Origin of the sequence: Nonomuraea sp. NPDC023979, from assembly GCF_040639085.1 — a bacterium.
GTDB lineage: Bacteria > Actinomycetota > Actinomycetes > Streptosporangiales > Streptosporangiaceae > Nonomuraea > Nonomuraea ceibae.
Genome location: NZ_JBEZZG010000017.1, coordinates 1 through 20,591 on the forward strand (window position 1 = coordinate 1; position 20,591 = coordinate 20,591).

Annotated in this window: 25 protein-coding genes; 16 read left to right on the top strand and 9 right to left on the bottom strand. The window is 71.5% G+C overall.

What is annotated here, in order from left to right:
- The first annotated feature begins 193 nt into the window (after positions 1–193).
- Positions 194–1,204: an RNA polymerase subunit sigma-70 gene (locus tag AB0G11_RS27055; protein WP_357589159.1), complete on the top strand. Its 1,011-nt coding sequence runs from the start codon at positions 194–196 to the stop codon at positions 1,202–1,204.
- Positions 1,205–1,253: 49 nt separating this feature from the next.
- Here AB0G11_RS27055 and AB0G11_RS27060 read toward each other — a convergent pair whose 3' ends face one another.
- Positions 1,254–1,820 (bottom strand): dihydrofolate reductase family protein, encoded by a 567-nt coding sequence (locus AB0G11_RS27060; RefSeq protein WP_219509161.1) that lies wholly within the window; start codon positions 1,818–1,820, stop codon positions 1,254–1,256.
- A 159-nt stretch (positions 1,821–1,979) separates the two neighbouring features.
- On the bottom strand, positions 1,980–2,327 hold the full coding sequence (locus AB0G11_RS27065) for a hypothetical protein (RefSeq protein ID WP_357589161.1): 348 nt from the start codon (positions 2,325–2,327) through the stop codon (positions 1,980–1,982).
- Between the two features lie 26 nt (positions 2,328–2,353).
- On the opposite strand from AB0G11_RS27065, the gene AB0G11_RS27070 reads away from it, so the two are divergent.
- Positions 2,354–2,671: a TetR/AcrR family transcriptional regulator C-terminal domain-containing protein gene (locus tag AB0G11_RS27070; protein ID WP_219509168.1), complete on the top strand. Its 318-nt coding sequence runs from the start codon at positions 2,354–2,356 to the stop codon at positions 2,669–2,671.
- Between the two features lie 69 nt (positions 2,672–2,740).
- Positions 2,741–2,938, top strand: coding sequence for a hypothetical protein (locus tag AB0G11_RS27075; protein WP_357589163.1), 198 nt, complete (start codon positions 2,741–2,743; stop codon positions 2,936–2,938).
- 9 nt (positions 2,939–2,947) lie between these two features.
- Here the strand turns inward: AB0G11_RS27075 and AB0G11_RS27080 are convergent, their stop codons facing one another.
- Positions 2,948–3,724, bottom strand: coding sequence for an endonuclease/exonuclease/phosphatase family protein (locus AB0G11_RS27080; RefSeq protein WP_357589165.1), 777 nt, complete (start codon positions 3,722–3,724; stop codon positions 2,948–2,950).
- The gene (locus AB0G11_RS27085; protein ID WP_357589167.1) at positions 3,721–4,617 is read right to left on the bottom strand and encodes a LysR family transcriptional regulator; all 897 of its coding nucleotides are present in this window, start codon (positions 4,615–4,617) and stop codon (positions 3,721–3,723) included. The genes AB0G11_RS27080 and AB0G11_RS27085 overlap by 4 nt, the downstream gene beginning before the upstream one ends.
- A gap of 116 nt (positions 4,618–4,733) precedes the next feature.
- Between AB0G11_RS27085 and AB0G11_RS27090 the strand changes: the two genes are divergently transcribed.
- The 3 genes from AB0G11_RS27090 to AB0G11_RS27100 are packed head-to-tail and all read left to right on the top strand — an operon-like array spanning position 4,734 to position 6,940.
- Positions 4,734–4,955 (top strand): hypothetical protein, encoded by a 222-nt coding sequence (locus tag AB0G11_RS27090; RefSeq protein WP_357589169.1) that lies wholly within the window; start codon positions 4,734–4,736, stop codon positions 4,953–4,955.
- A 56-nt stretch (positions 4,956–5,011) separates the two neighbouring features.
- Positions 5,012–6,526: an FAD-dependent monooxygenase gene (locus AB0G11_RS27095; RefSeq protein WP_308125946.1), complete on the top strand. Its 1,515-nt coding sequence runs from the start codon at positions 5,012–5,014 to the stop codon at positions 6,524–6,526.
- A gap of 15 nt (positions 6,527–6,541) precedes the next feature.
- Positions 6,542–6,940: a VOC family protein gene (locus AB0G11_RS27100; protein WP_357589171.1), complete on the top strand. Its 399-nt coding sequence runs from the start codon at positions 6,542–6,544 to the stop codon at positions 6,938–6,940.
- Between the two features lie 34 nt (positions 6,941–6,974).
- Here the strand turns inward: AB0G11_RS27100 and AB0G11_RS27105 are convergent, their stop codons facing one another.
- Positions 6,975–7,727, bottom strand: coding sequence for an SDR family oxidoreductase (locus AB0G11_RS27105; RefSeq protein ID WP_219509179.1), 753 nt, complete (start codon positions 7,725–7,727; stop codon positions 6,975–6,977).
- 121 nt (positions 7,728–7,848) lie between these two features.
- Here AB0G11_RS27105 and AB0G11_RS27110 point away from each other — a divergent pair, with 121 nt between their 5' ends.
- On the top strand, positions 7,849–8,757 hold the full coding sequence (locus tag AB0G11_RS27110) for a LysR family transcriptional regulator (RefSeq protein ID WP_357589173.1): 909 nt from the start codon (positions 7,849–7,851) through the stop codon (positions 8,755–8,757).
- 46 nt (positions 8,758–8,803) lie between these two features.
- On the opposite strand, the gene AB0G11_RS27115 is transcribed toward AB0G11_RS27110, so the two are convergent.
- From AB0G11_RS27115 to AB0G11_RS27125, 3 genes are all read right to left on the bottom strand, one after another.
- Complete coding sequence (locus AB0G11_RS27115) at positions 8,804–9,313, bottom strand: GNAT family N-acetyltransferase (protein WP_219509181.1); 510 nt, start codon at positions 9,311–9,313, stop codon at positions 8,804–8,806.
- A gap of 117 nt (positions 9,314–9,430) precedes the next feature.
- Positions 9,431–10,642 (bottom strand): MFS transporter, encoded by a 1,212-nt coding sequence (locus AB0G11_RS27120; RefSeq protein WP_357589175.1) that lies wholly within the window; start codon positions 10,640–10,642, stop codon positions 9,431–9,433.
- Between the two features lie 67 nt (positions 10,643–10,709).
- A complete protein-coding gene (locus AB0G11_RS27125) occupies positions 10,710–11,492 on the bottom strand; it encodes a DUF899 domain-containing protein (protein ID WP_357589177.1) in 783 nt (260 codons plus the stop codon).
- Positions 11,493–11,589: 97 nt separating this feature from the next.
- Between AB0G11_RS27125 and AB0G11_RS27130 the strand changes: the two genes are divergently transcribed.
- A complete protein-coding gene (locus AB0G11_RS27130; protein WP_357589179.1) occupies positions 11,590–12,102 on the top strand; it encodes a helix-turn-helix domain-containing protein in 513 nt (170 codons plus the stop codon).
- 94 nt (positions 12,103–12,196) lie between these two features.
- Entirely contained in the window at positions 12,197–13,426 is a 1,230-nt protein-coding gene (gene fxlM, locus AB0G11_RS27135; protein ID WP_357589181.1) for a methyltransferase, FxLD system, read from the top strand.
- A 248-nt stretch (positions 13,427–13,674) separates the two neighbouring features.
- Here the strand turns inward: fxlM and AB0G11_RS27140 are convergent, their stop codons facing one another.
- Positions 13,675–14,328 carry a helix-turn-helix domain-containing protein gene (locus AB0G11_RS27140; protein ID WP_357589183.1) on the bottom strand — a complete coding sequence of 218 codons (654 nt, stop codon included), beginning with the start codon at positions 14,326–14,328 and terminating at the stop codon, positions 13,675–13,677.
- 87 nt (positions 14,329–14,415) lie between these two features.
- On the opposite strand from AB0G11_RS27140, the gene AB0G11_RS27145 reads away from it, so the two are divergent.
- From AB0G11_RS27145 to AB0G11_RS27175, 7 genes are all read left to right on the top strand, one after another.
- Positions 14,416–15,252 carry an NmrA/HSCARG family protein gene (locus AB0G11_RS27145; protein ID WP_219509196.1) on the top strand — a complete coding sequence of 279 codons (837 nt, stop codon included), beginning with the start codon at positions 14,416–14,418 and terminating at the stop codon, positions 15,250–15,252.
- Between the two features lie 607 nt (positions 15,253–15,859).
- Positions 15,860–16,180 carry a hypothetical protein gene (locus tag AB0G11_RS27150; RefSeq protein ID WP_357589185.1) on the top strand — a complete coding sequence of 107 codons (321 nt, stop codon included), beginning with the start codon at positions 15,860–15,862 and terminating at the stop codon, positions 16,178–16,180.
- Positions 16,177–17,361 (top strand): MFS transporter, encoded by a 1,185-nt coding sequence (locus AB0G11_RS27155; protein ID WP_357589187.1) that lies wholly within the window; start codon positions 16,177–16,179, stop codon positions 17,359–17,361. The genes AB0G11_RS27150 and AB0G11_RS27155 overlap by 4 nt, the downstream gene beginning before the upstream one ends.
- Before the next feature lie 86 nt (positions 17,362–17,447).
- Positions 17,448–18,023 (top strand): TetR/AcrR family transcriptional regulator, encoded by a 576-nt coding sequence (locus AB0G11_RS27160; RefSeq protein WP_219509201.1) that lies wholly within the window; start codon positions 17,448–17,450, stop codon positions 18,021–18,023.
- A gap of 25 nt (positions 18,024–18,048) precedes the next feature.
- A complete protein-coding gene (locus AB0G11_RS27165; protein WP_357589189.1) occupies positions 18,049–18,837 on the top strand; it encodes an SDR family oxidoreductase in 789 nt (262 codons plus the stop codon).
- 77 nt (positions 18,838–18,914) lie between these two features.
- Complete coding sequence (locus AB0G11_RS27170) at positions 18,915–19,643, top strand: class I SAM-dependent methyltransferase (protein WP_219509205.1); 729 nt, start codon at positions 18,915–18,917, stop codon at positions 19,641–19,643.
- A complete protein-coding gene (locus AB0G11_RS27175) occupies positions 19,643–20,590 on the top strand; it encodes an NAD(P)/FAD-dependent oxidoreductase (RefSeq protein WP_219509207.1) in 948 nt (315 codons plus the stop codon). The genes AB0G11_RS27170 and AB0G11_RS27175 overlap by 1 nt, the downstream gene beginning before the upstream one ends.
- Position 20,591: the final 1 nt, after the last annotated feature.

Sequence of the window (20,591 nt, forward strand, 5' to 3'; positions counted from 1 at the left end):
TGATCTGGCACAACGACAAGACCGGTCAGCCCATCGCCCGCTCACTCACCGCCTACGACCACTGATCCCAACCCCTTGGAATCAATCATCTAGGCGAGGGCCCGGCGCACGGCCCGGTGCGACCGATCAGGAATCCTCCGCCACGTCGTCAGTCCTGATAGCCCCTATCGCACCGGTGGAAGGATTGACGACCATGACCGACGCCAGACCGCTGGGCGCCGACGAGGCCGCGTTCATCGCGGCGGCCCGCTCAGGCGACACGACACGGTTCGCCCATGTCACGGAGCGCCACCGGCGCGAGCTGCAGGTGCACTGCTACCGGATGCTCGCGAACTACGAGGACGCCCAGGACCTGACGCAGGAGACGTTCCTGCGGGCGTGGCGCAAGCGGGAGTCGTTCAAGGGCGACGCCGCGCTGCGGACCTGGCTGTACCGGATCGCGACGAACGCCTGCCTCGACTTCCTCGACAGCCGCAACGCCCGCGTGCCCGTGCCGTCCGAGCTGCCGGACCCCGACTCCGAGGTGCTGTGCCTGCAGCCGTACCCGGACCGGATGCTCCCGGAGGACCCGCAGGAAGCGGTGGTGGCGCGGGAGACGATCGAGCTGGCGTTCATCGTCGCCGTCCAGCACCTGCCGCCGCGGCAGCGGGCGGTGTTCATCCTGCGCGACGTCCTCGGCCGGCCGGCGTCGGAGGCCGCCGGCGCCCTCGGGGTGACCGTCGCGTCGGTGACCAGCGCGCTGCAGCGGGCCCGTGTGACGATGCGCGAGCGGCTGCCCGGCCGCCGCCTCGATTGGCGGAGCCCCGCCACCCACGAGCTGTCGGACGACGAGCGCGGCGTGGTGAAGTCGTACCTGGCCGCCCATGAGCGCAACGACCTGGACGGGCTGACGTCGCTGCTCCGCGACGACCTGCGCTTCGCGATGCTGCCCGACCCGGGCACCGTGGTCAGGTCGGCCAAGGAGGCGGTGGACGGCTGGGTCTCCAGCGGGCTCTTCCGGCGCGGCCACGACGACTGGCGCGGCATCGCCACGACGGTCAACCGCATGCCTGCCGCCGCGCTGTACCTGCGCGCCCCCGGCGACCCCGAGCACCGCTTGTTCGCCATCGCGGTCCTGCACGTCGTCGACGGGAAGATCGCCGAGCTCACCGGATTCGACGCCACCGGCAAGCCGTGGCTGGGCCTGCCCCCGGCACTGTCATAGGACGCGGGCCCAGCACACACCGTTCACGGGCCGAGGATCCGGCCCGTGCTCATCGCCTCGTCTCGTACCGGGTCAGCGTCACGCCGCCGGGGAACGTCCGGGTCTCCACCAGATTGAGGTTCACCCAGCTGTCCAGCGCCGTGAAGAACGGCGTGCCGCCGCCCACCAGGACCGGGTAGGTGGCCAGGACGTACTCGTCGATCAGCCCGGCCCGCATGGCCGCCCCGGCGAGCGTCGCGCCGCCGATGCCCATCTGGCCGCCGTCCTCGGCCCTGAGCCGGGCGATCTCGGCGACCGCGTCGCCGCTGACCAGGCGGGTGTTCCAGTCGACCTTGTCGATCGTCGAGGAGAACACCACCTTCGGCGTGTCCCGCCAGTTCCGCGCGTACTCGATCCGCGCCGGGGTGGCGTCGGGGTGCTGGTCGCCGGTCGGCCAGGCGGCGCTCATCGTCTCCCACAGCTTGCGCCCGTACAGCACCAGGTCGTTGGCCCGCTCGTGGTCGAGCCAGAACTGGAACAGCTCGTCGTTCGGCGGCCCGCTCCAGCCGATGTCGTCGCCGGTCGCGGCGATGTAGCCGTCCAGGCTCAGGTTCATGCCGAAGATCAGTTTCCGCATCGTGTCAGCCTCCTGTGAGTCGGTCTCACACGTACAGACGGGCACGGCGCGGAAGCCTAATCGGCATGGGTCTCGGCCTCCGGCGGGCCCGTCAGAGCGCGCTCGGCTTCGTCGCGCCGGGTGTGCGGGTCCCAGGAGAGCGGGGCGACCTCCTCGGGGTCAGGTCTCCAGGGAGGACAGCAGGCGACGGGTCAGGTCGTGCAGCCGGGCCGCGGCGTGAGGGTCGAAGGCGGGGCCGTCCAGGCTGATGGGGTCGAAGCGCGCGAACGCGGTCACCGGCGCCGCCGGCGGGGCGTCGACGCGGGCGATGATCGGCTGGATGCCGTCGCCGACCGGCCGGCCGTGCCTTTTGAGCGCGGCGACCTGGGCGGCGATGGGCGGGTCGTACTCACCGGCGAAGCTGGAGGCCACCGGGCCGGGGTTGATCAGCACGTACCGGGTGCCGCCGGTCGCGTGGCGGGCGGCGTAGGCGACCGCGAGCAGGTCGTTGGCCCGTCCCGCCTGCATCTGGGCGGCCATCCCGTCGTAGCCGCGTGCACGCCGACGACCGCTCCTGCGCACTGCGGCGGCTGCTGTACGCGGAGCTCACCCACTTCCCCGACATCCTCGACCTCGCCGTCGAGAGCGGCCCGCACCGCCTCAGCCAGGCACTCGCCGACCGGCCGGCGCGGCTCATCCTCGCCGGCCGCCTCCGCGCCACCGACCCCGACCAGGCCGCCGAGCACTTCCTGGCCCTGCTCATCGGGCCGCTGGAGGCGCGCTCCCACATGGGCACCCGGCAGATCGCCGACACCGACCTGCGGGAGCTCGCCCGCGCCGCCACCGACACCTTCCTCCGCGCCTTCGGCTGACAGATGTCATACGGTGCCGATGATCTACGTCTCTACTCCGGCTGCGGCCCCCGCGGAAGGATGTGAGCCATGACGAACACGAAGAACTCCCCCAACTGGATCCTCGGTCTCTCCTGCGGCCTGGCCATCGGCATGGGGTTCGCCGCGGCCCTGACCGACCTCCTCCTGGGCATCTCGCTGTCCCTCTGCTTCGGCGTGGCCCTGTCGTACGCGCTCGGCTCCCCACGGGTTCGCCGTCATGCTGAGCGCCTCCCCGAGCACCCCTAGGACCGGTGACTACCGCGCCACCCACGCGTGCAGCGGCACGTGGTCCGACCAGCCTTTCCTGGCGTAGTCGACGAAGCACCCGCGCATGCGGCCGTCGCCGGCGAACACGTAGTCGATCTTCCGCTTGCGGGTGACGTAGGTCCACCGCTTGCGCGGGTCGCACTCGTCGCGGCCCCTGTAGGCGGTGGCGGCATCGCGCGGCACCAGGTTGAGGTCGCCGCCGACGACGCCCCGGCCGAGCTCGAACAGCTCACGGAGCTGCTTGTGCCGGTAGGGCGCGCCCTTCTGCTTGTCGTCGTAGTGCGCGCCGGACGAGAAGTGCGCGGTGCACCACGCCCGGTCCGCCGTACAGACCGCGTACCTCCGGGCACTCCACGGCGGCGAGCTCAGCGCGTGCACGCCGAAGCGGGCGTTCCGCTCGGCCACGGCCAGGGTGACGCTCTGCGTCCCGCGCGGCCTGCCGTTCCGGTCCGGGTGGCACTGGTACGGGGAGCCGTCGGGGCGGGCCAGCCCGGCCGACTTGACGCTCCACGCCCTGCCGGTACGCGCCTCCAGCTCGCGCTTCAGGTCGCCGTCCGCGCCCGTGCAGAACTCCTGGAGGAAGATCACGTCCGCCTTGGTCGCCAGCACGGCGACGTGCCAGGCCAGCTCGGCGGTGGTGCGGCGGAAGAGGGGGCAGTTGCTGTTCGTGCCCGCGCAGAGGTTCCAGGTCATCACGTGGAGCGACGGGGCTTGGGCGGGCACGTTGAGGGGTAACAGCCCGGCGATCAGCAGGTACCGGATCATGCCGGGACCTGCGGGAGGGGGCCCAGGTCGCGAATGATCCCGGCCAGGGCTTGGACGTGCTCGCTCTCGGCCTCGCTGCGCCACACCAGCGCGTACGGCAGCGGCTCCAGATCGGTGACCGGCAGGTACGTGATGTCCGGTCGCGCCCAGTAGCGGGTGACGTGGGCGGGGAAGAGCACGACGAGCCCGTCCATGCTGGCGAGGGTCATGGCCTCCTCCGCGTCCCGCACCACGGGGCCGCGCTCGATCCGGCGGCCCCGCCGGGTGAGGCGCGGGGCGTAGGCGTCGTACCAGTAGCCGGGGCCGTTGTCGGCGTTCGGGTGCTGGAAGTCGGAGACCACCTCCAGGGAGACCGACGCGCGCGGGGCGAGCTGGTGGTCGACGGCGACGGCCAGCACGCGTTGCTCGGCGAACAGGACCGGCCCCACGGTGAGGTCGGGTTCGTCGACGGGGAGCCAGGTCACCAGGACGTCGATGTCCCCGCGTCGCAGCGCGGGAAAGGCCTCGCCCAGCTGGGTCTTGTGGATGCGGAGCTGCCATCGCGGGTGGCGGAGGCGGAAGACGTCCCAGTACGGGCGCAGGTCGTAGGCGTTGAGGGGAAGCATGCCGACGCGCAGCGTGCCGGTGATGCCCTGGCCGGCGAGCTGGGCGCGCTCCACGCTCTCCTTCAGCCCGGCGTGGAGCGGCCGGAGGTCGTCGCGGAGCTGCCGCCCGACCTGCGTCAGCCGGACCGTGCGGTTGGTGCGCTCGAACAGCGGGACACCGACCTGCCGTTCCTGCTTCTGGATCGCCTGGGTCACGCGAGCGGGCGACAGGCACAGCCGGGCGGCGGTGCGGCCGAAATGCAGCTCTTCGGCCAGGGTCAGGAAGATCTCGATGTCACGCAGCTCCACGCCTGACCTGCTCCGTTCACTCCCACTGAAGGTGATCTTCCGATGTTCGACGTTGTTCCGGGTGTTCACCGTACTTGATCCTCGATTCGTACGAAATCGCCTGGTCGAGGGGGCACGTGGGTGGACCTCCTGCGCTGGACCTGCGCCTGGGCGGCACGGCGGTGCCGCACGAGGCCGTGGCGATCCGCGCGACCGGGCTGGAGAGCCTCCGGGACGACCTGGCCGGCCTGCCGTACGCGCCTTCGCCGGAAGGGCTCGACCGCACGACGGTGGCCCGCCCGGGCCTCGGGCGGCTCAGGGACTACGTGTCACGCGACGAATCGAAAGGTCAGGGATGACAGAGCAACACCATGCCGCCCGGCTCGCGGAAGAAGATCCGTCAGGGGGCGCTGAGGTGGTCATCGTGGGAGCCGGGCCGACCGGCCTCATGCTGGCCGCCGAGCTGCGCCTGGCCGGGGTGCGGCCGCTGGTGCTGGAGCGGCAGCCGCGGCGCCGCGACACCCCCAAGGCCGGTGGCCTCGGCGGGCAGATCCTCGAGCTGCTGCGCTACCGAGGCCTGCTGGGACGCTTCGAAGCCGCCTGCACCGGCCCCGTCCCGGCTCCCCGGTTCCCGTTCGGCGGCGTGCACCTGGACTTCACCGAGCTCGCCGATCCCCCGATGCGCGCGCTGCCGCTCCCGCAACAGCACCTCGAGCGCCTGCTCGGCGAGGTGGCCGGCGAACTCCGCGTCGACCTGCGCCGCGGGCACGAGGTGGCCGGGATGAGCCAGGACGAGGCCGCCGTCACCGTGGACGTCCGCGGCCCGGACGGGCCGTACCAGGTGAGGGCCCGGTACGTGGTGGGCTGCGACGGCGCGCGCAGCCGGGTCCGCGCCTGGGCCGGGATCGGCTTCCCCGGCACCACGTACCCGGAGGTCAACCGGCTGGCCCAGGTCACCCTGCCCGGCACGGTCACCGTGCGCGGCGACGGCGGCCTCGACGTCCCCGGCTTCGGCGTCATCCACCCGGGGTTCACCCGGACGGATCACGGGCTCTTCGGCATCGGGGCCTCGCCTGGCTCCCAGGCCGTCTCGCTCTACACCGTCGAGGACGAGAGCGTCGAGTACGACGACGACACCCCGATGACCGTCACCGAGCTCCAGGACAGTCTCCGCCGCGTGCTCGGCGTGGACCTGCCCGTGGCCGAGGCGGTCCGGCTGTCGCGGTTCACGTTCAAGGCGCGGCAGGCCGACCGCTACCGCGAGGGGCGGATCCTGCTGGCCGGGGACGCGGCGCACCTGTTCCCGGCCACCGGCGTGGCGCTCAACGCCGGCATGCTGGACGCGGTCAACCTCGCCTGGAAGCTGGCCGCCGGCCTGCACGGCTGGGCCCCGGCCGGCCTGCTGGACACGTACCACGGCGAACGTCACCTCGCCGGCGCCCGCACCATGCTGCACACCCGGGCCCAGGTGGCGTTGCGGCGCGGGCACGACCCGGCCGCCGAAGCGCTGCGGGAGGTCGTGCGGGAACTGCTCACCGACGAGCAGCCGCTGCGCCGGATGGGCGCCCTCGTCGCCGGCTCCGACATCCGCTACCCGATGCCCGGCGCCGGCCGCCACCCGCTGACCGGCGCCTTCGCCCCCGACCTCACCCTGCACACCGAGCGGGGCATGACGAGCGTGGCGGAGCTCATGCGCCCCGCCCGGCCCGTCCTCCTCGACCTCGCCGACCGCCGGGACCTGCGCGAAACCGCCGGGGACCGGCAGCCGCGCGTCGGCGTCCACACCGCCAAGACCGGTGACCGGCCGGCCGACGCCCTGCTCATCCGCCCGGACGGCCACATCGCCTGGGCCGCCACCGTCGACGAACCCGCGGACAGCGCGACGCCCTCGCTGCGTGAGGCACTGTCCGCCTGGTTCGGCACGTCTTGAGACCTGAGGAGAGACATGACCAGCAGATTCACCGAGCTGACCATCGACTGCCACGATCCGGAGACACTCGCGGCCTTCTGGTGCGAGGTGCTGGACTTCACGGTGATCGACCGGAGGGAGGGCAAGGTCGAGATCGGCTCCTGGGAGCCGACCGTCGAGGAGGTGCTGGCCCGCCAGATGCCGCCCACGCTGCAGTTCATCCAGGTGCCCGAGGGCAGGACCGTGAAGAACCGGCTTCACCTCGACGTGAGCCCGATCGACCGCAGCACCGGCGACGAGGTGGCCAGGCTGCTCGGCCTCGGCGCCGTCAAGAGGGACGTGGGCCGAGGCTGGGTGGTCATGGCCGACCCCGAGGGCAACGAGTTCTGCGTCCTGCGGACTCTGGCGGCGCCCGGCCCCGGGTCTTCGGCGTAGAGGCGACCGCTCCCCCGGTCACGTCGATATCGCGTCAGGCCTGCCGGGTGGGGTAGACGACGACCTGCGAGAGGTTGACGTGCGCGGGACGCGAGGCGGTGAAGGCGACGACCTCGGCGACGTCGTGCGGGTCGAGCCAGGCGAACGCCTCGCGCGCCTGGGCGACCCAGGCGTTGACGCCCTCGTCGGTGACGTGTCCCTGGAGTTCGGTGGCGGTCATGGCGGGCTCCACCACGCTGACCCGTACGCCCTGGGGGCCGAGTTCGGTGCGCATGGTCCTCGACAGGTGGCTGACGGCGGCCTTGGTGGCGTTGTACACGGCCATGTAGGGGAAGACGACGTGCGAGGTCATCGAGGACATGGTGATCAGGTCGGCCGGGCGTCCGGCTCCCGCGGCGTCGAGGAGGCCGGGGAGGAAGGCGTCGACGACGTTGAGGACGCCGCTGACGTTGACGTCGACCTCGCGCCGCCAGTCGGCGGTGTTGCGGGCCTGGATGGCCGAGGGCAGCATCACGCCGGCGTTGCTCACGACGAGGTCGGCGGTGCCGTACGTGGCGCCGATCCGTCCGGCGGCGGCGGCGAGCGTGGCGGGATCGGTGATGTCGGCGGCGACGGCCAGCGCCTCTCCCCCGGCGGACTTGATCTCCTGGGCGAGCGCGTCGAGCCGGTCGAGGCGGCGGGCCAGGAGCGCCACCTTGGCCCCACGGGCGGCCAGGAGGCGGGCGGTGGCGGCGCCGATGCCGCTGGAGGCTCCGGTGACGACGGCGATGCGGTGGTCGAGAGACATAGGTTGTGCTCCATGGTCGGTTGTTCGGTGGTTCCGACTCTGACGCACGGCTAATTCCGGAAAAACGCCCAATGCCGCAATAATCGGTCAGTCAGTGTGAACAGTCGCGGTGGAGGCGTGGATGGCCCTGGAGCGCAGCGAGATCGAGACGTTCCTGACCCTCGCCCAGGAACTCCACTTCGGCCGCACCGCCGACCGCCTGCTCGTCTCGCGCGCCCACGTCACCCAGACCATCCAGAAACTGGAGCGCCGCATCGGCGTCCCGCTCTTCGAGCGGTCCACCCGGCAGGTACGGCTGACGCCCATCGGCGTGCAACTCCTTGACGGGCTCGGGCCCGCGTACGCCCAGATCCAGTCCACGGTCGCGACGGTCATCGAGGCGGCACGCGGCATCACCGGCTCGCTGACGGTCGGGTTTCTCACCGCGGCCACGGGGCAGATCGCGCTCGCGGCGGCCGAACGGTTCCGCGAGCGCCACCCCGACTGCGCGGTCCACGTCAGGGAGGTCCAGATCGGCACCGCCCTCGACCCGCTGCTCGACGGGCAGGTCGACGTGATGCTGATCTGCTTCCCCATCGAAGAGGAGGGGCTGACGCAGGGGCCGGTGCTGTTCACCGAGCCGATGGTGCTCGCCGTGCCGGCACGCCATCCGTTCGCCCGCCGTACGGCCGTCTCGGTCGAGGACCTGGCACGGGACAAGGTCATCCAGGTCCCGTCGTCGATCCCCGCCTACCTGCGCGCCGCCCGCCACCTGCACACCACGCCCTCGGGCAAGGCCATACCGGAAGGCCCGACGGCCGGCACCTTCCAGGAGGTCCTGACCCTGGTCAGCGCGGGCAAGGGCGTCTTTCCCTGCGGCGCGGCGGGGGTCCGCTACTACGCGCGGCCCGACGTGGCGTACGTCCCGATCCACGACGGCCCGGCCCTGGAGTGGGGGCCCGCCTGGCGCACGAACGCGGCCACCTCCCGGGTCAAGGCCTTCGTGACGACCGCCCTCGACCTCGCCGACCCCGTAACCAGCCCCCGCTGACCAGGGACAGGCGCCGTATCGGCCGGGGATCGGCGCTTCCCGGAAATCAGAGATCCTTGCGCATGAGAACGCACGTGGTCTCATGGCGATGGACCGAGCCGTCCGGCGCTTCCTCGTCCCAGGCCTCCGGCTTGCGGCCATAGGCGACATAGCCCAGGCGTTCGTACAGAGCGCGAGCTCGAGGATTGCCCTCCTCGACGGCGAGTTCCGCCCTGCGCAGCCCCCGTTCACCGATGCGCTGTTCGGCGGCCTGGATCAGTAACGTTCCCAGGCCACGGGACTGCAGCGCCGGGAGCACGGCGAGCTGCCACAGGGTGCCGGCCCCCTCGCGGAGCCGGTAGTCGACACCGCCGATGGCCACCGGCAGGTCCACGGGGGTGCATACCGCCAGGTAGTCCACCTCTCCCTTCGCGGCGCGCGTCAGCTCCCGCTCCACGAGGCGCAGGTGGCCGGCCGACCCCGACCATGCGCACGCCGGCAGATCGCGGGGAAGCAGGTCGCGCACGGTGACGGGGATGGCCACGGTGGCTTTGACGGGGCGATGGGTTTCGATCACCGGGATGAGGATGTCAAGCGACGCAGCGGCATGGCAACGCGTTTGCGGGTGGACACCCGCGGACGATTACGCGGCGCGTACGGTTCGCGCTCTGGCCTGACTGGCTGGTCCCGTGCGCTAGCGGCGTGTGGACTGAACGGTCGGAGCGGTCGTCGTGGCCGGGGGTGGCTTGAGGTAGCCGGTGGCCACGGAGGCCGCGATGCCGACCAGCGCGATGGCCAGGCCGGTGATCACCGGGGCGGAGGCGCTGCTGCTGAGCGCGATGCCGCCGGCGATCGGGCCCAGGGCGACGCCGATGTTGATCGCGGAGGCGGGCAGCGACTGCGCCAGCTCGCCGCCCGGGCCGGCCAGGCTCACCACGCGGAGCTGGAGCGAGGGCACCATGACGAAGGCGAACAGGCCCCAGAGCAGCATCGTCAGCGCCACCAGGACCGGGTTGCCCCCGACGAGGTGGAGCATCAGCAGGGCGGCCGCCATGCCGGTGGTGCCGACGACCAGGGTGCGGGCGGCGTTCCTGTCGGCGAACCAGCCGCCGGAGAAGGACCCCACGGCGGTGGCCAGGCCGTAGACGAACAGGTACACGCTGACCATCGCGGCGGGGACGCCCGTGACGTCCCGCAGGAACGGCACGATGTAGGTCAGCGCCGCGTACAGCGAGGTGAACACCACCAGGTTCAGGCCCAGCACGGCGAGCACCCGGGGGGCGAGGGCGTACCTGGCCTGGCCGGAGGAGCCGCTGCCGCTGCCGGGCACGGCGGGAACCAGCGCCAGGGTGGCGATCAGCACGATCACGCTGAGCACGATGATCGCGGTGAACGAGCCGCGCCAGCCGAGCGTCTGGCCGATCGCCGTGCCCAGCGGCAGGCCCAGGGCGGCCGAGACGGCGACGCCCGAGATGATCACGGAGATCGCCCGGCCCGCGCGCTCCGGCGGGGCGATCGAGGTGCCGACCCCGAACGCGACGGCGACGAACAGCCCCTGCGCCGCGCCGTCGACACCGCGCGCCACGACGAAGAGGGCATAGTCGGCGATCAGCACCGGGGCCAGGTTGGCCACGGCGAACAGGACGAGCGCGCCGGCGAGCACGGCACGCCTGTCCAGCCGGATCGTCAGCGCGGTCAGGATCGGGCCGCCGATCGCCAGGCCCAGCGCGTAGGAGGTCACCAGGGCGCCGGCCGCGGGAATGGAGACGCCGAGGTCGGCGGCGATCGGTTCGAGCAGGCCGACCACGAGCAGTTCGGCACAGCCCAGGGCGAACACGCCGAAGAACAGCGTGGCCAGCACGAGGTTCGTTCCGCCCCGGCCCGGCGTCGCTTGCGGGGTACTCATGTGCGCCTTTCTCGGTGGGGGATCCGCGCAGGATGGCACCCGCGCGGCGGTCGTGAGGTCGCCGTGGTCACCGTGGGCCGTGCGCCCCGCCGATGGCGGCCGGATCGTACTCGTCGTGGCGGTGCAGCCAGCTCATGGCCGGGCCGTCGGCCCGGCCGGGCGGCTGCTCCCAGTCCTCCTGACGGCCGAGCGCGGTGAGGTCGAGCCAGTTGTACGTGCCGTTGAGCAGGTCGATGCCGCGCCCGAAGCACGAATAGGTGTGGAAGATGTCCCCGTCGCGGCGCAGGAAGGCGCTCACGCCCATCTCCTCGCCCGTGTACCCCTCCCAGCCCGGGTTCGCCCGCACGAGCTGGTCGTAGTCCTGGTAGTTCCATTCGACGGGCGTGATCGAGGCGTCGAAGCTGACGTGGAAGTCGTAGTTGAAGTCGCTGCCGAACGACGAGTACCACGGGAGCGCCCAGCCCATTCGGCGCTTGTAGCGCTGGAGCTTGTCCAGCGGCGCTCGCGAGACGGCCGCCAGCGTCGTGCCGCGGGCGTGCAGGTGGGTGAGGCGGCCCACGTTGTCGATCCAGAACGAGCAGGCCGGGCAGGCCTCGTCGGCGTCGGGAGCGAACATGAGGTGGTAGATCAGCAGCTGGCTCCGGCCTTCGAACAGGTCGAGCAGGCTCACCTTCCCGTCCGGTCCGTCGAACGTGTACGGCTTGTCCACCCGGACCATCGGCAACCGGCGCCGCTCGGCGTTGACCCGGTCACGGGCCCGGGTGAGCTCCTTCTCCTTGGCCAGGAGCTCCTTGCGGGCGGCGAGCCACTCCTCGCGCGAAACCACCTCGGGCAGATTGTCCAGCGACATCTGAGCCTCCTCAGACTGCTCTCGTTTTGCAACTTGCTACGCGGCCCAACCTAGGCCACACTGATACGAACATGCAACCAGTTCGAAGGTGGGTGTGGTGCGGAAAGACACGCGGTCGAGGTGTCCGATCAACCTGTCGCTGGAGATCTTCGGCGACCGGTGGACCTTGCTGGTCCTGCGCGACGTGATCTACACCGGCGCCCGGCACTTCCGTGAACTGCTCAACGGCCCGGAGCGGATCTCCTCCAACATCCTCGCCGACCGGCTCGCCGTGCTCGTCGAGCACGGGCTGCTCACCAAGGCCGAGGACCCGTCGCACAAGCAGAAGGTCGTCTACAGCCTGACCGAGCCGGCGATCCAGCTGGTGCCCGTCTTCGCCCAGCTCGGCGCCTGGGGAACCCGGCACCTCCCGGTCGCCGAGGAGTACGCGGCCCGCGGGCAGGTCCTCGCCGCCGGCGGCGAGTCGGCCCTGGAGGCGTTCATGGACGAACTCCGCGAAACCCACCTCGGACCCGAGGCGCGCCTGAAGCCCGCACCGGACGGCCCCACCATCACAGCGCGCATGCAGGACGCCTACGCCGCCGCACTCGACCACACACCCGGCACCTGACCGAACCGCCCCCGGCGCCAAGACGACCGCCGCCCCCGGCGCCGATCCCGCGAATCCCCGGCACGGACCGTTGCCCCTGGCTATTCTCGCTGCGGTGGCCACAGACCCTCCGCCGTCGCAGTCCGCCGATCGCCTGCGAGCCGACATGGTCGCCGAGCTCAAGCAAGGCGCCTGGATCCGCTCCCCCGAGGTCGAAGCGGCCTTCGCCACTGTGCCGCGTGAGCGGTTCGCTCCGGAGGCGCCGCTCGGCGTGATCTACTCGGCCCACGACGTCGTCGTCACCAAACGCGATCACAACGGCAGAGCCACGAGCTCGATCAGCGCGCCCTGGTTGCAGGCCGACATGCTCGAAGCGGCCCAGCTCCGCCCGGGCGCGCGTGTCCTGGAGATCGGCTCCGGCGGCTACAACGCGGCCCTGATCGCCGAGATCGTCGGACCCGACGGGCTGGTCGTCACCATCGACATCGACCCCTTCGTCACCGAGCGCGCCCGCCGCTTCCTGGCCCGCACCGGCCATGACCGGGTGCAGGTCGTCCTGGGCGACGCCGAACATGCCGCCGGGCGGCACGCTCCCAGCGGCGGCTTCGACGCGATCATCGTCACTGTCGGCGTCTGGGATGTCCCGTGGACGCATCTGCTCGCCCCGGCCGGCCGGATGATCGTCCCGCTGCGCTTCTCCACCATCAGCCGCTCGTTCACCTTCGTCCGCGAGGGAGATCACTTCCTCGGGCTCAACCCGAAGGTCTGCGGTTTCGTCCCCTGCCAGGGCGCCGGCAAGCTGCCCGACCAGGAACCCGTCCTGGCCGGCGGCGCCGTCAGACTGACCCTGGAAAGCGGCCCCGCACTCGACGCCGCCGAGCTGGACCAGGCGCTGGACGGCGACCGCACCGAGCTGTGGACCGGCGTCAGCGTCGCCGCTGGGCAGCCCTTCGATTCGATGCACCTGTGGATCGCCACCAGCGACGAGCGGTTCGGCATGTTCTGGCAGGATCCCGACCGCGACTGCGGCCTCATCCAACCGGCCATGCGCTGGTACTGCCCCGCGCTGATCACCCACGACAGCTTCGCCTACCTCACGCTCCGCGAGCCGTCCAGCGACAGGACCGGCACGTCACGCTGGGAGTTCGGCGCCTGCGGATACGGCCGCGACGGCGCCGGGCTCGCCCGGCAACTGCACGATCACGTACGGACGTGGGACCGCTCCCGGCGGGACCACCCGGGCCCTGTTTTCACCCTCCACCCTGCGAGCGCCGTCCTGCCCGCCCCCGCTGTCGGCCGCATCTTCCGCAAGCGCCACACGCAGCTGGTCATGGCCTGGACCTGACCCCGGGCCGCCGAATCCTCCGGCGGTCCGGCTGTGCCTGTGATCCGTAGTTGGCGGCTGTGAACGACAGGTGGCGGACGTTGATGTCGGCGCACAGGCAGACGTACATAGGCAGTACGGGCAAACGCGCAGGGTGATGCACGTGGTCGGCGATACCCGGAAGATCAATTGGTATGGCCTGTCGGACCGGTCGGCGGCCGTGGGGGTGGTGTGATCGGGGAACGCTCGCCGTGGCGGGCAGGCCGTCATCAGGGCTGTGTTCGTCTGGCGTCCCAGAGGGTCTGGTAGTGCTGCACGCTGGATGGTTTGCCGGGCAGCGGGCCGGTGTTGTGGGCCTTCAAGCCGTCCAGGGCGATGGCCAGCAGCCGGGAGCGGATCTCTTCCTCGGCTCGTCCGGGCGGAGCTGGGGTGGTGCGGCTGAACTGGCCGATGAGCAGGGAGATGTCCATGGTGGTTACGTCGGTTCGGAGTACTCCGGCGCGGTGGGCACGGGCGGTGAGTTCGTCGGCCAAGTGCTGGGCTCGCTGGTTGGCCTGCTGCATCTCGGGCGTGACGTCGATGGCGCCGGCCAGCGGGGCCAGGATGCCGAAGCCGAAGGCCACGCATTGCTGGATGTAGTGGGCCAGTCCCTGCCAGGGGTCCTCGTGAGCCAGGCCGCCCTGGGCAGCGGCCGCGACGCGTTCCATCGAGTCGACGCACAACCGTTGGAGGAGTTCTTCCTTGGTGCGGTAGCGGCGGTAGAGGCTGCCCATGCCCACGCCCGCATGCTCGGCGACGGCTGATACAGGCGCGTCGAAGCCCTGAGTGGTGAACACGTGGCGGGCGGCCTCGATCAGCGCCTGGTCGTTGCGGGCCGCCAAGGCCTGCGGGCCTCGTTTGCGGCGAGTCACGGGGTCGGACATGGATCCAGGATACCGATTGCGGAGCGTTCCGCTCCGGGCTACATTACTCGGAGCAAAACGCTCCGAGTAAGAGGCGGTTACCTGACCATGTCTGCTTCCCGAGTTGTTCTCGTCACCGGTGCCACCGGCAACCAGGGCGGAGCCACCGCCCGCCAACTGCTGGCCCGCGGCTGGACCGTCCGCGCGCTCGTCCGTGATCCGCGCAAGCCCGCAGCGCAAGCGCTGCGCGAGCAGGGCGCGGAGCTGGTTCAGGGCGAGTTCGACAACCCCGACTCCTTGCGCGAGGCGATGAGCGGCGTACACGGCGTGTTCAGCGTCCAGGCGCTGGCCTACGAGCCCGAGACCTTGGCCGCCGAGGTACGCCAAGGCAAGACCGTGGCCGACATCGCCCACAACAGCGGCGTCGCCCACCTGGTCTACAGTTCCGTGGGCGGCGCCGAACGCGAGACCGGCATCGATCACTTCGAAAGCAAGGCCGAGATCGAGCGGCACATCCTGACCCTCGGCGTGCCCGCCACCATCCTGCGGCCGGTGTTCTTCATGAACAATCTCCTGCACTACGCCAACGCCGACGGCGAGCGACTCCTGGCACTGCCGGTCAAGCCGGACAAGCCGATGCAGCTCATCGCCACCGACGACATCGGGATCTTCGCCGCCGATGCCTTCGACAACCCCGGACAGTTCATCGGCCGGCAGGTCGAACTAGCCGGCGACGAGCTCACCTTCCCCGAAGTCGCGGAGACCTATGAGCGTGTCACCGGAACTCCGACCAGATTCGAGGCGCTGCCGATAGATGAGCGCATGTTCGAATGGTTCGCCGAAGAGGGCTACCAGGCCGACATCTCGGACCTGCGCCGACGGCATCCGGAACTGCTGACGTTTGAGCAGTTCCTCACCCGGCGGCTGGGTCCGGCCCGATCCTGACCGTTCGCATGCCGCCGCCCCGGTCCACGCCCTCAGGGCGTGCTTGCCTCTGCACAATCACCTATACGCCGCCAGTTGATCTCGGCTCGGAATCATCGACAGCGTAGGGGCCGTCGATTTCTGCACGACATGCTGTGCTTTGTCAGTGACTCTGCGCGACTCGGGGTTGGTGCGGTCGGATCGCTGTGGGCTGGATGAGTTTTTTCTGGCCTTCGGGGTCGGCGAGGCGGAGCGTGGCCGTCTGGCGTTGCGGCCCGACCGGGCCCGGCGGTGGACGGGTGCTTGGCGGACTTCGGGTGTCGAGGTGGTGTGCGCGATCCGGGATCTGGGAGCGGTTCCGGTGGCGCAGTGTGAGCCGGCAGGATCGGCCAGCGCTACCAGAGTCGATCAAGGTGACGTTGCAACAACCAACGTCCGCCACCTGTCGTTCACAGCCGCCAACTACGGATCACAGGCACACCGGCCAGGAGGGGTCATGAGCTTCGGCCGCCGCCTCGACGAGGAGCGAATCCCCGCAAGGTAGGGGCGGTTTGCCGGGCGCAGGCCGATCGTGCGAGAATTCTCGCACAATCATTGTGCGACTATTTTCGAACGATAGGAGACGACCATGCCTCCACGGACCTACGAGCACCCCACGATCGACGAGATCGCGATCCCGCGCGTGCTCTTCGCCCTGAGCGAGCCGCTGCGGCTGAACATGGTGCGGATGCTCGCGGAGCGGGGCGAGGTCGACAGCATCGACCTCGGCCCGGACCTGCCGCGCTCGACGCTGACCCATCACACGAGCCTGCTGCGCGAGTCCGGGGTCGTGTTCGTACGCGCCGAGGGCCGTAAGTGCATGATCCGGCTCCGGGACGAGGACCTCGAAGCCCGGTTCCCCGGCCTGCTCGGCACCGTGCTCGCCGGCTACGAGGACGATGACGCATGATCCGCCGTGTCTGGCCGCTCGTCGCCGCCGCCGTCGCGCTCGGGATCGACGCCTACGTGCTGGCCGGGGTGCTTCCGTCCATCGCCGGCTCGCTGGGGGCCACGGTGGCGATGATCGGCCTGGGCGTCACCGCGTTCACCGCCGCCTACGCCGTCGCCGGGCCGCTGCTGTCGGGGCGCCTGACCCGTGGCAGCACGGCGCGGGCCATGCTGATCGCGCTCGGGGTGTTCAACCTGGGGAACCTCGCCACGACGGTCGCCCCCGGGATCGAGGTGTTCCTGGCCTCGCGCGCCGTCGCGGGTGCGGGCGCCGGCATCCTCACCGCGGTGGCGACGGCGACGGCCGCCGCGATGGTCGCCGGCCATGAGCGGGGCCGCGCCATGGCCATGGTGACCTTCGGGCTGTCCACGGGCACCGTGGCGGGCGTGCCGGTCGGGATGCTCATCGGCCAGGGCGCCGGCTGGCGCTGGACCATGACCCTGGTGGTGCTCATCGGCGTGGTCAGCATGGCGGCCCTCGCCCTGCGCGCCAGGACGCTCCCGCGGCTCGACGCGGCGTCCGGCGAGCCCGTGTTCAAGGTCCTGCGCGCGGGACGAACCAGCGCCGGCGTCGTGGCCGCCTTCCTGCTCGGCGTCGCGAGCCTGGGGCTCTACACGTACCTGCTGCCGATGGCGGAGGACCGCGGCCTGGGCGCGTGGGGCTTCGCCCTGGTGTGGGCGTGGGGCATCGGCGGCGTCGCCGGGTCCGCGCTGATCGGCAGGCCGCTCGACCGTTACGGCCCCAAGCCGCTGCTGGTCGCGATGCCGGCCCTGCTGGCACTGAGCTTCGCCGTGGCCTGGCTCTCGGCCTCGCCCGGGGCGTGGCTGGCCGCCGCGGCGGTCTGGGGCGCGGCCGGCTGGGCCAGTGTGCCGACGCTCCAGCAGGCGCTCACGGCGGACCGGCCCGCGCAGGCGATGCCGATCATCGCGTTCCAGATGGCGGCGATGTACCTGGGTTCCGCGGCCGGCGCGGCGCTCGGCGGCACGCTTCTCACCGCCGGCACCGGCCCGGCCGACCTCGCGGCCTGGGCGCTCGTCCCCGCCGTGCTCGCGCTGGCGCTCACCGGTTGGATCGCGGTCAGGACGGCCGGGCGCAGGAGCCCGCGACCGGTGACGGCGCCGGCGTGCGAGACCGTCCGGTGACGCGGCTCGGCCGGCTTCGGAAGACAGTTGCCAGGTGTTATCCGCTCGGATAATGTTATCCGTGTGGATAACAAAGACGGTCAACCATGACCACCCATCACGAGGCGACCGCGGCTCGCAGGAAGCAGATCACCCGTGCCGCGATCACGCTCCTGGCCGAAGGCGGCTACCAGGCCGCCACGTTCGAGGCCATCTGCAAGGAGGCCGGGCTCAGCAGCAAGCGGCTGATCACGTACCACTTCTCCAGCAAGGACGAGCTGTTCGCGGCCGTCGCCGATCACGTCGTCGCCGACTCCGAGGCCTGCATGCGGGCCGCCCTTGACGGCGTGACCGGCGCCCGCGAACAGCTCGCCACCGTCATCCGGGCGAACGTGGCGTACATCGCGAGCCACTCGCCGCAGATGCGGGCGCTCCAGCAGATCCTCCTCAACGGCGGCGCCGGCGCCTGGGAGCATCACCACGTCGCATCGCAGAACCGGCTGGCCGGCCTGTTCGCCGAAGGGCAGCGCAGCGGCGCCTTCCGCCCCTTCGATCCGCAGGTCATGGCGGCGGCGCTGCGAGCCTCGATCGACAGCACGGCTCCGCTCCTCGCCGCCGGGCTCGCCCCCGATCCGTGCGCCGATGAACTCGTCGAACTCTTCGACCGCGGCACGACCGCATGACGCCTACGAAACACGAGGAGTGGCAATGACCTGTGCAGGGATCGCGGGACGGCGGTACGTGGTGACCGGCTCGGCATCGGGCATCGGCGCGGTGACCGCGGCGATGCTCCGCGAGCGTGGCGCCGAGGTCATCGGCTGCGACCTCGCCGACGCCGATATCGAGGCCGACCTGTCCACGCCCGACGGCCGCCGGTCGCTGGTCGGCCAGGTGACCGAGCGCGGGCCCGTCGACGCGGTGCTCGCCGTCGCCGGGGGCGGCAGGACGGGGCTCCTGGAGACGAACTACTTCGGCGCGGTGGCGACGCTCGAAGGGCTCCGGCCGCTGCTGGCGCGGAGCGAGGCGCCCCGAGCCGTGGCCGTGTCGTCGACCTCCTCGCTGGCGCCCGCGGACGAGCGCGTGGTGCGGGCGTGTCTCGACGGCGACGAAGCCGCGGCCGTCGCCTACGCCGCCGCGGCCCCGTCCGGCGGCGGCGGCGCCGGCGCCTACGGCATCGCCAAGCGCGCGCTGAACCGCTGGGTGCGCAGGGTCGCCCCGACGCCCGCATGGGCGGGAGCCGGCATCGCCCTGAACGCCGTCGCGCCCGGCGTCGTCGACACGCCCGCGGCCTCCTGGATCCTCGCGAGCGAGGACGTGCGCACCGCCGTGGAAGCCGCGGCGCCGCAACCGTTCGGCGGCTTCCCCGGGCGGCCGGAGTGGGTCGGCGAGCTCATCTGCTGGCTCGCCGGCGCGGACAACCGCTTCGTCACCGGCCAGGTCATCTTCGCCGACGGCGGCGCGGAGTCGGCGCTGATCGGAGATCTCCACTGGCGCTGACGCCCGGCTCTTGACGATCACTTCCACCTCTTCATAGTCTCATGAAATGATTATGATTATCACTACAAAATGAAGAGGTGCGCGTGCCCGACGAGTACGAGCGATCAGCGGAGTTCATCGACGTGATGATGGCTCCGCACTGGGCGGTCCTGGGGCCGCCGCTGGAGGAGGCGCTGCGCGGGGTCACCGATCCGGTCGTGGACGTGGGCGCCGGCGGCGGGCACGGGACCCGGGTGATCGCCAAGGCGTGCGACGGTGAGATCGTGGCCGTCGAGCCGTCGCCGGGGCTGCGGTCCGTCCTGCTGGCCCGGGTGAACGAGGCCGCCGAGCTGCGTGACCGGGTGACCGTGCTGCCGGAGGGGCTGCTCGACGCCGACCTGCCGCACCGGCTCGGCGCCGTCGTCGCCATGAACGTCCTCGGCCACTTCGACCCGGCCGGCCGGCAGCGGATCTGGGCGCTGCTCGCCGAGCGTCTCGTCCCCGGCGGCCTGGCGGTGCTCAACCTCCAGCCGCCTGCCACACCGGAGGTGGTGCCGGAGACCCGGTCCGCCGACGTACGCCTGGGACGACGCCGCTACGAGGGCTGGGCCCGCGCCGAGCCCGCCGGCCCGGACCGCGTCACCTGGCACATGACCTACCGCACCCACCACGACGGCCGCCTGGCCGACGAGGTGACCGCGACTTACGCCTGGTGGGTCCTCGACGAGCGGCGGCTCACGACGGAGCTCGCCCGGCACGGCCTCAGGCCCGCCCGCACCGGCCCGGCCGAACTCGGCATGTACCTCATCAGCAGAGGAGACGCGTGATGTACGAAGTGATCGTGGTCGGCGGCGGCCCGGCGGGGCTCAGCGCGGCGCTGGTGCTGGGCCGCCAGCGCCGCCGTGTCCTCGTGGTGGACGCCGGACGGCCCCGCAACGCCCCCGCCGCGGAGATGCACATGTACCTCGGCAGGGACGGCGGCTCCCCGGCACGCCTGCTGGCCGACGGGCGAGCCGAGCTCGCGGCGTACCCGACGGTCGAGTTCCGGCAGGGACGCGTCACCTCGGCGGAGGGCGAGCCGGGCCGCTTCACGGTGACCCTGACGGACGGTGAAACGGGCGGCGAAGCGGACGGGGAACGCGTCGAGACGTCCCGCCTGATGCTGACGAGCGGGCTGACCGACCAGCCCGCCGACGTTCCGGGGCTGGCCGAGCGGTGGGGCAGGAGCGTCTTCCACTGCCCCTTCTGCCACGGCTACGAGACGAACGGCAAGGTGCTCGCCGTCATCGGCAACGGCCCCGACGCGATGCTCGCGGCCTACGTCGCCGACCGCTACAGCGACGACGTGGTCCTGTGCACGAACGGTCCCGCCGCCATGCCGGAGCCCGTCGCCGCGGTCCTCAAGGCCCGGGGCGTCCCGGTGAAGGAGACGCCGCTCACGGGCGTCGACGGCGATCTGGACGCGCTGATCCTGCGTTTCGCCGACGGGACGACGCTGGCGCGCGAGGCCGTCTACCACCGCGCCCCCACCCGCCCGAACACCGGGCTGGCCGTGCAGCTCGGCTGCGAGCTGCTGCCGGACGGCTGTGTCGAGGTGGACGAGTACGGCCGGACCAGCGTCGCCGGTGTCTACGCGGCGGGGGACGCGGCTCATCTGAAGGCCGTGCCGGATCCGGTGACGCTGGTGGGGCCGAGCGCCGCCGACGGCGTGCGGGCAGCCGTGTGGCTGGAGCAGGAGCTGTTCCGTGCCGGGCTGCCGGTGGCGCTGGGCTGAG

What these genes read in the sequence shown, in the direction of transcription:
- AB0G11_RS27145 (WP_219509196.1), top strand. Translation starts at nt 14,416, where the DNA reads ATGTCTGCTTCCCGAGTTGTTCTCGTCACCGGTGCCACCGGCAACCAG.
- AB0G11_RS27150 (WP_357589185.1), top strand. Translation starts at nt 15,860, where the DNA reads ATGCCTCCACGGACCTACGAGCACCCCACGATCGACGAGATCGCGATC.
- AB0G11_RS27075 (WP_357589163.1), top strand. Translation starts at nt 2,741, where the DNA reads ATGACGAACACGAAGAACTCCCCCAACTGGATCCTCGGTCTCTCCTGC.
- AB0G11_RS27080 (WP_357589165.1), bottom strand. Translation starts at nt 3,724, where the DNA reads ATGATCCGGTACCTGCTGATCGCCGGGCTGTTACCCCTCAACGTGCCC.
- AB0G11_RS27105 (WP_219509179.1), bottom strand. Translation starts at nt 7,727, where the DNA reads ATGTCTCTCGACCACCGCATCGCCGTCGTCACCGGAGCCTCCAGCGGC.
- AB0G11_RS27100 (WP_357589171.1), top strand. Translation starts at nt 6,542, where the DNA reads ATGACCAGCAGATTCACCGAGCTGACCATCGACTGCCACGATCCGGAG.
- AB0G11_RS27065 (WP_357589161.1), bottom strand. Translation starts at nt 2,327, where the DNA reads ATGCAGGCGGGACGGGCCAACGACCTGCTCGCGGTCGCCTACGCCGCC.
- AB0G11_RS27140 (WP_357589183.1), bottom strand. Translation starts at nt 14,328, where the DNA reads ATGTCCGACCCCGTGACTCGCCGCAAACGAGGCCCGCAGGCCTTGGCG.
- AB0G11_RS27165 (WP_357589189.1), top strand. Translation starts at nt 18,049, where the DNA reads ATGACCTGTGCAGGGATCGCGGGACGGCGGTACGTGGTGACCGGCTCG.
- AB0G11_RS27110 (WP_357589173.1), top strand. Translation starts at nt 7,849, where the DNA reads ATGGCCCTGGAGCGCAGCGAGATCGAGACGTTCCTGACCCTCGCCCAG.
- AB0G11_RS27055 (WP_357589159.1), top strand. Translation starts at nt 194, where the DNA reads ATGACCGACGCCAGACCGCTGGGCGCCGACGAGGCCGCGTTCATCGCG.
- AB0G11_RS27160 (WP_219509201.1), top strand. Translation starts at nt 17,448, where the DNA reads ATGACCACCCATCACGAGGCGACCGCGGCTCGCAGGAAGCAGATCACC.
- AB0G11_RS27125 (WP_357589177.1), bottom strand. Translation starts at nt 11,492, where the DNA reads ATGTCGCTGGACAATCTGCCCGAGGTGGTTTCGCGCGAGGAGTGGCTC.
- AB0G11_RS27155 (WP_357589187.1), top strand. Translation starts at nt 16,177, where the DNA reads ATGATCCGCCGTGTCTGGCCGCTCGTCGCCGCCGCCGTCGCGCTCGGG.
- AB0G11_RS27060 (WP_219509161.1), bottom strand. Translation starts at nt 1,820, where the DNA reads ATGCGGAAACTGATCTTCGGCATGAACCTGAGCCTGGACGGCTACATC.
- AB0G11_RS27175 (WP_219509207.1), top strand. Translation starts at nt 19,643, where the DNA reads ATGTACGAAGTGATCGTGGTCGGCGGCGGCCCGGCGGGGCTCAGCGCG.
- AB0G11_RS27120 (WP_357589175.1), bottom strand. Translation starts at nt 10,642, where the DNA reads ATGAGTACCCCGCAAGCGACGCCGGGCCGGGGCGGAACGAACCTCGTG.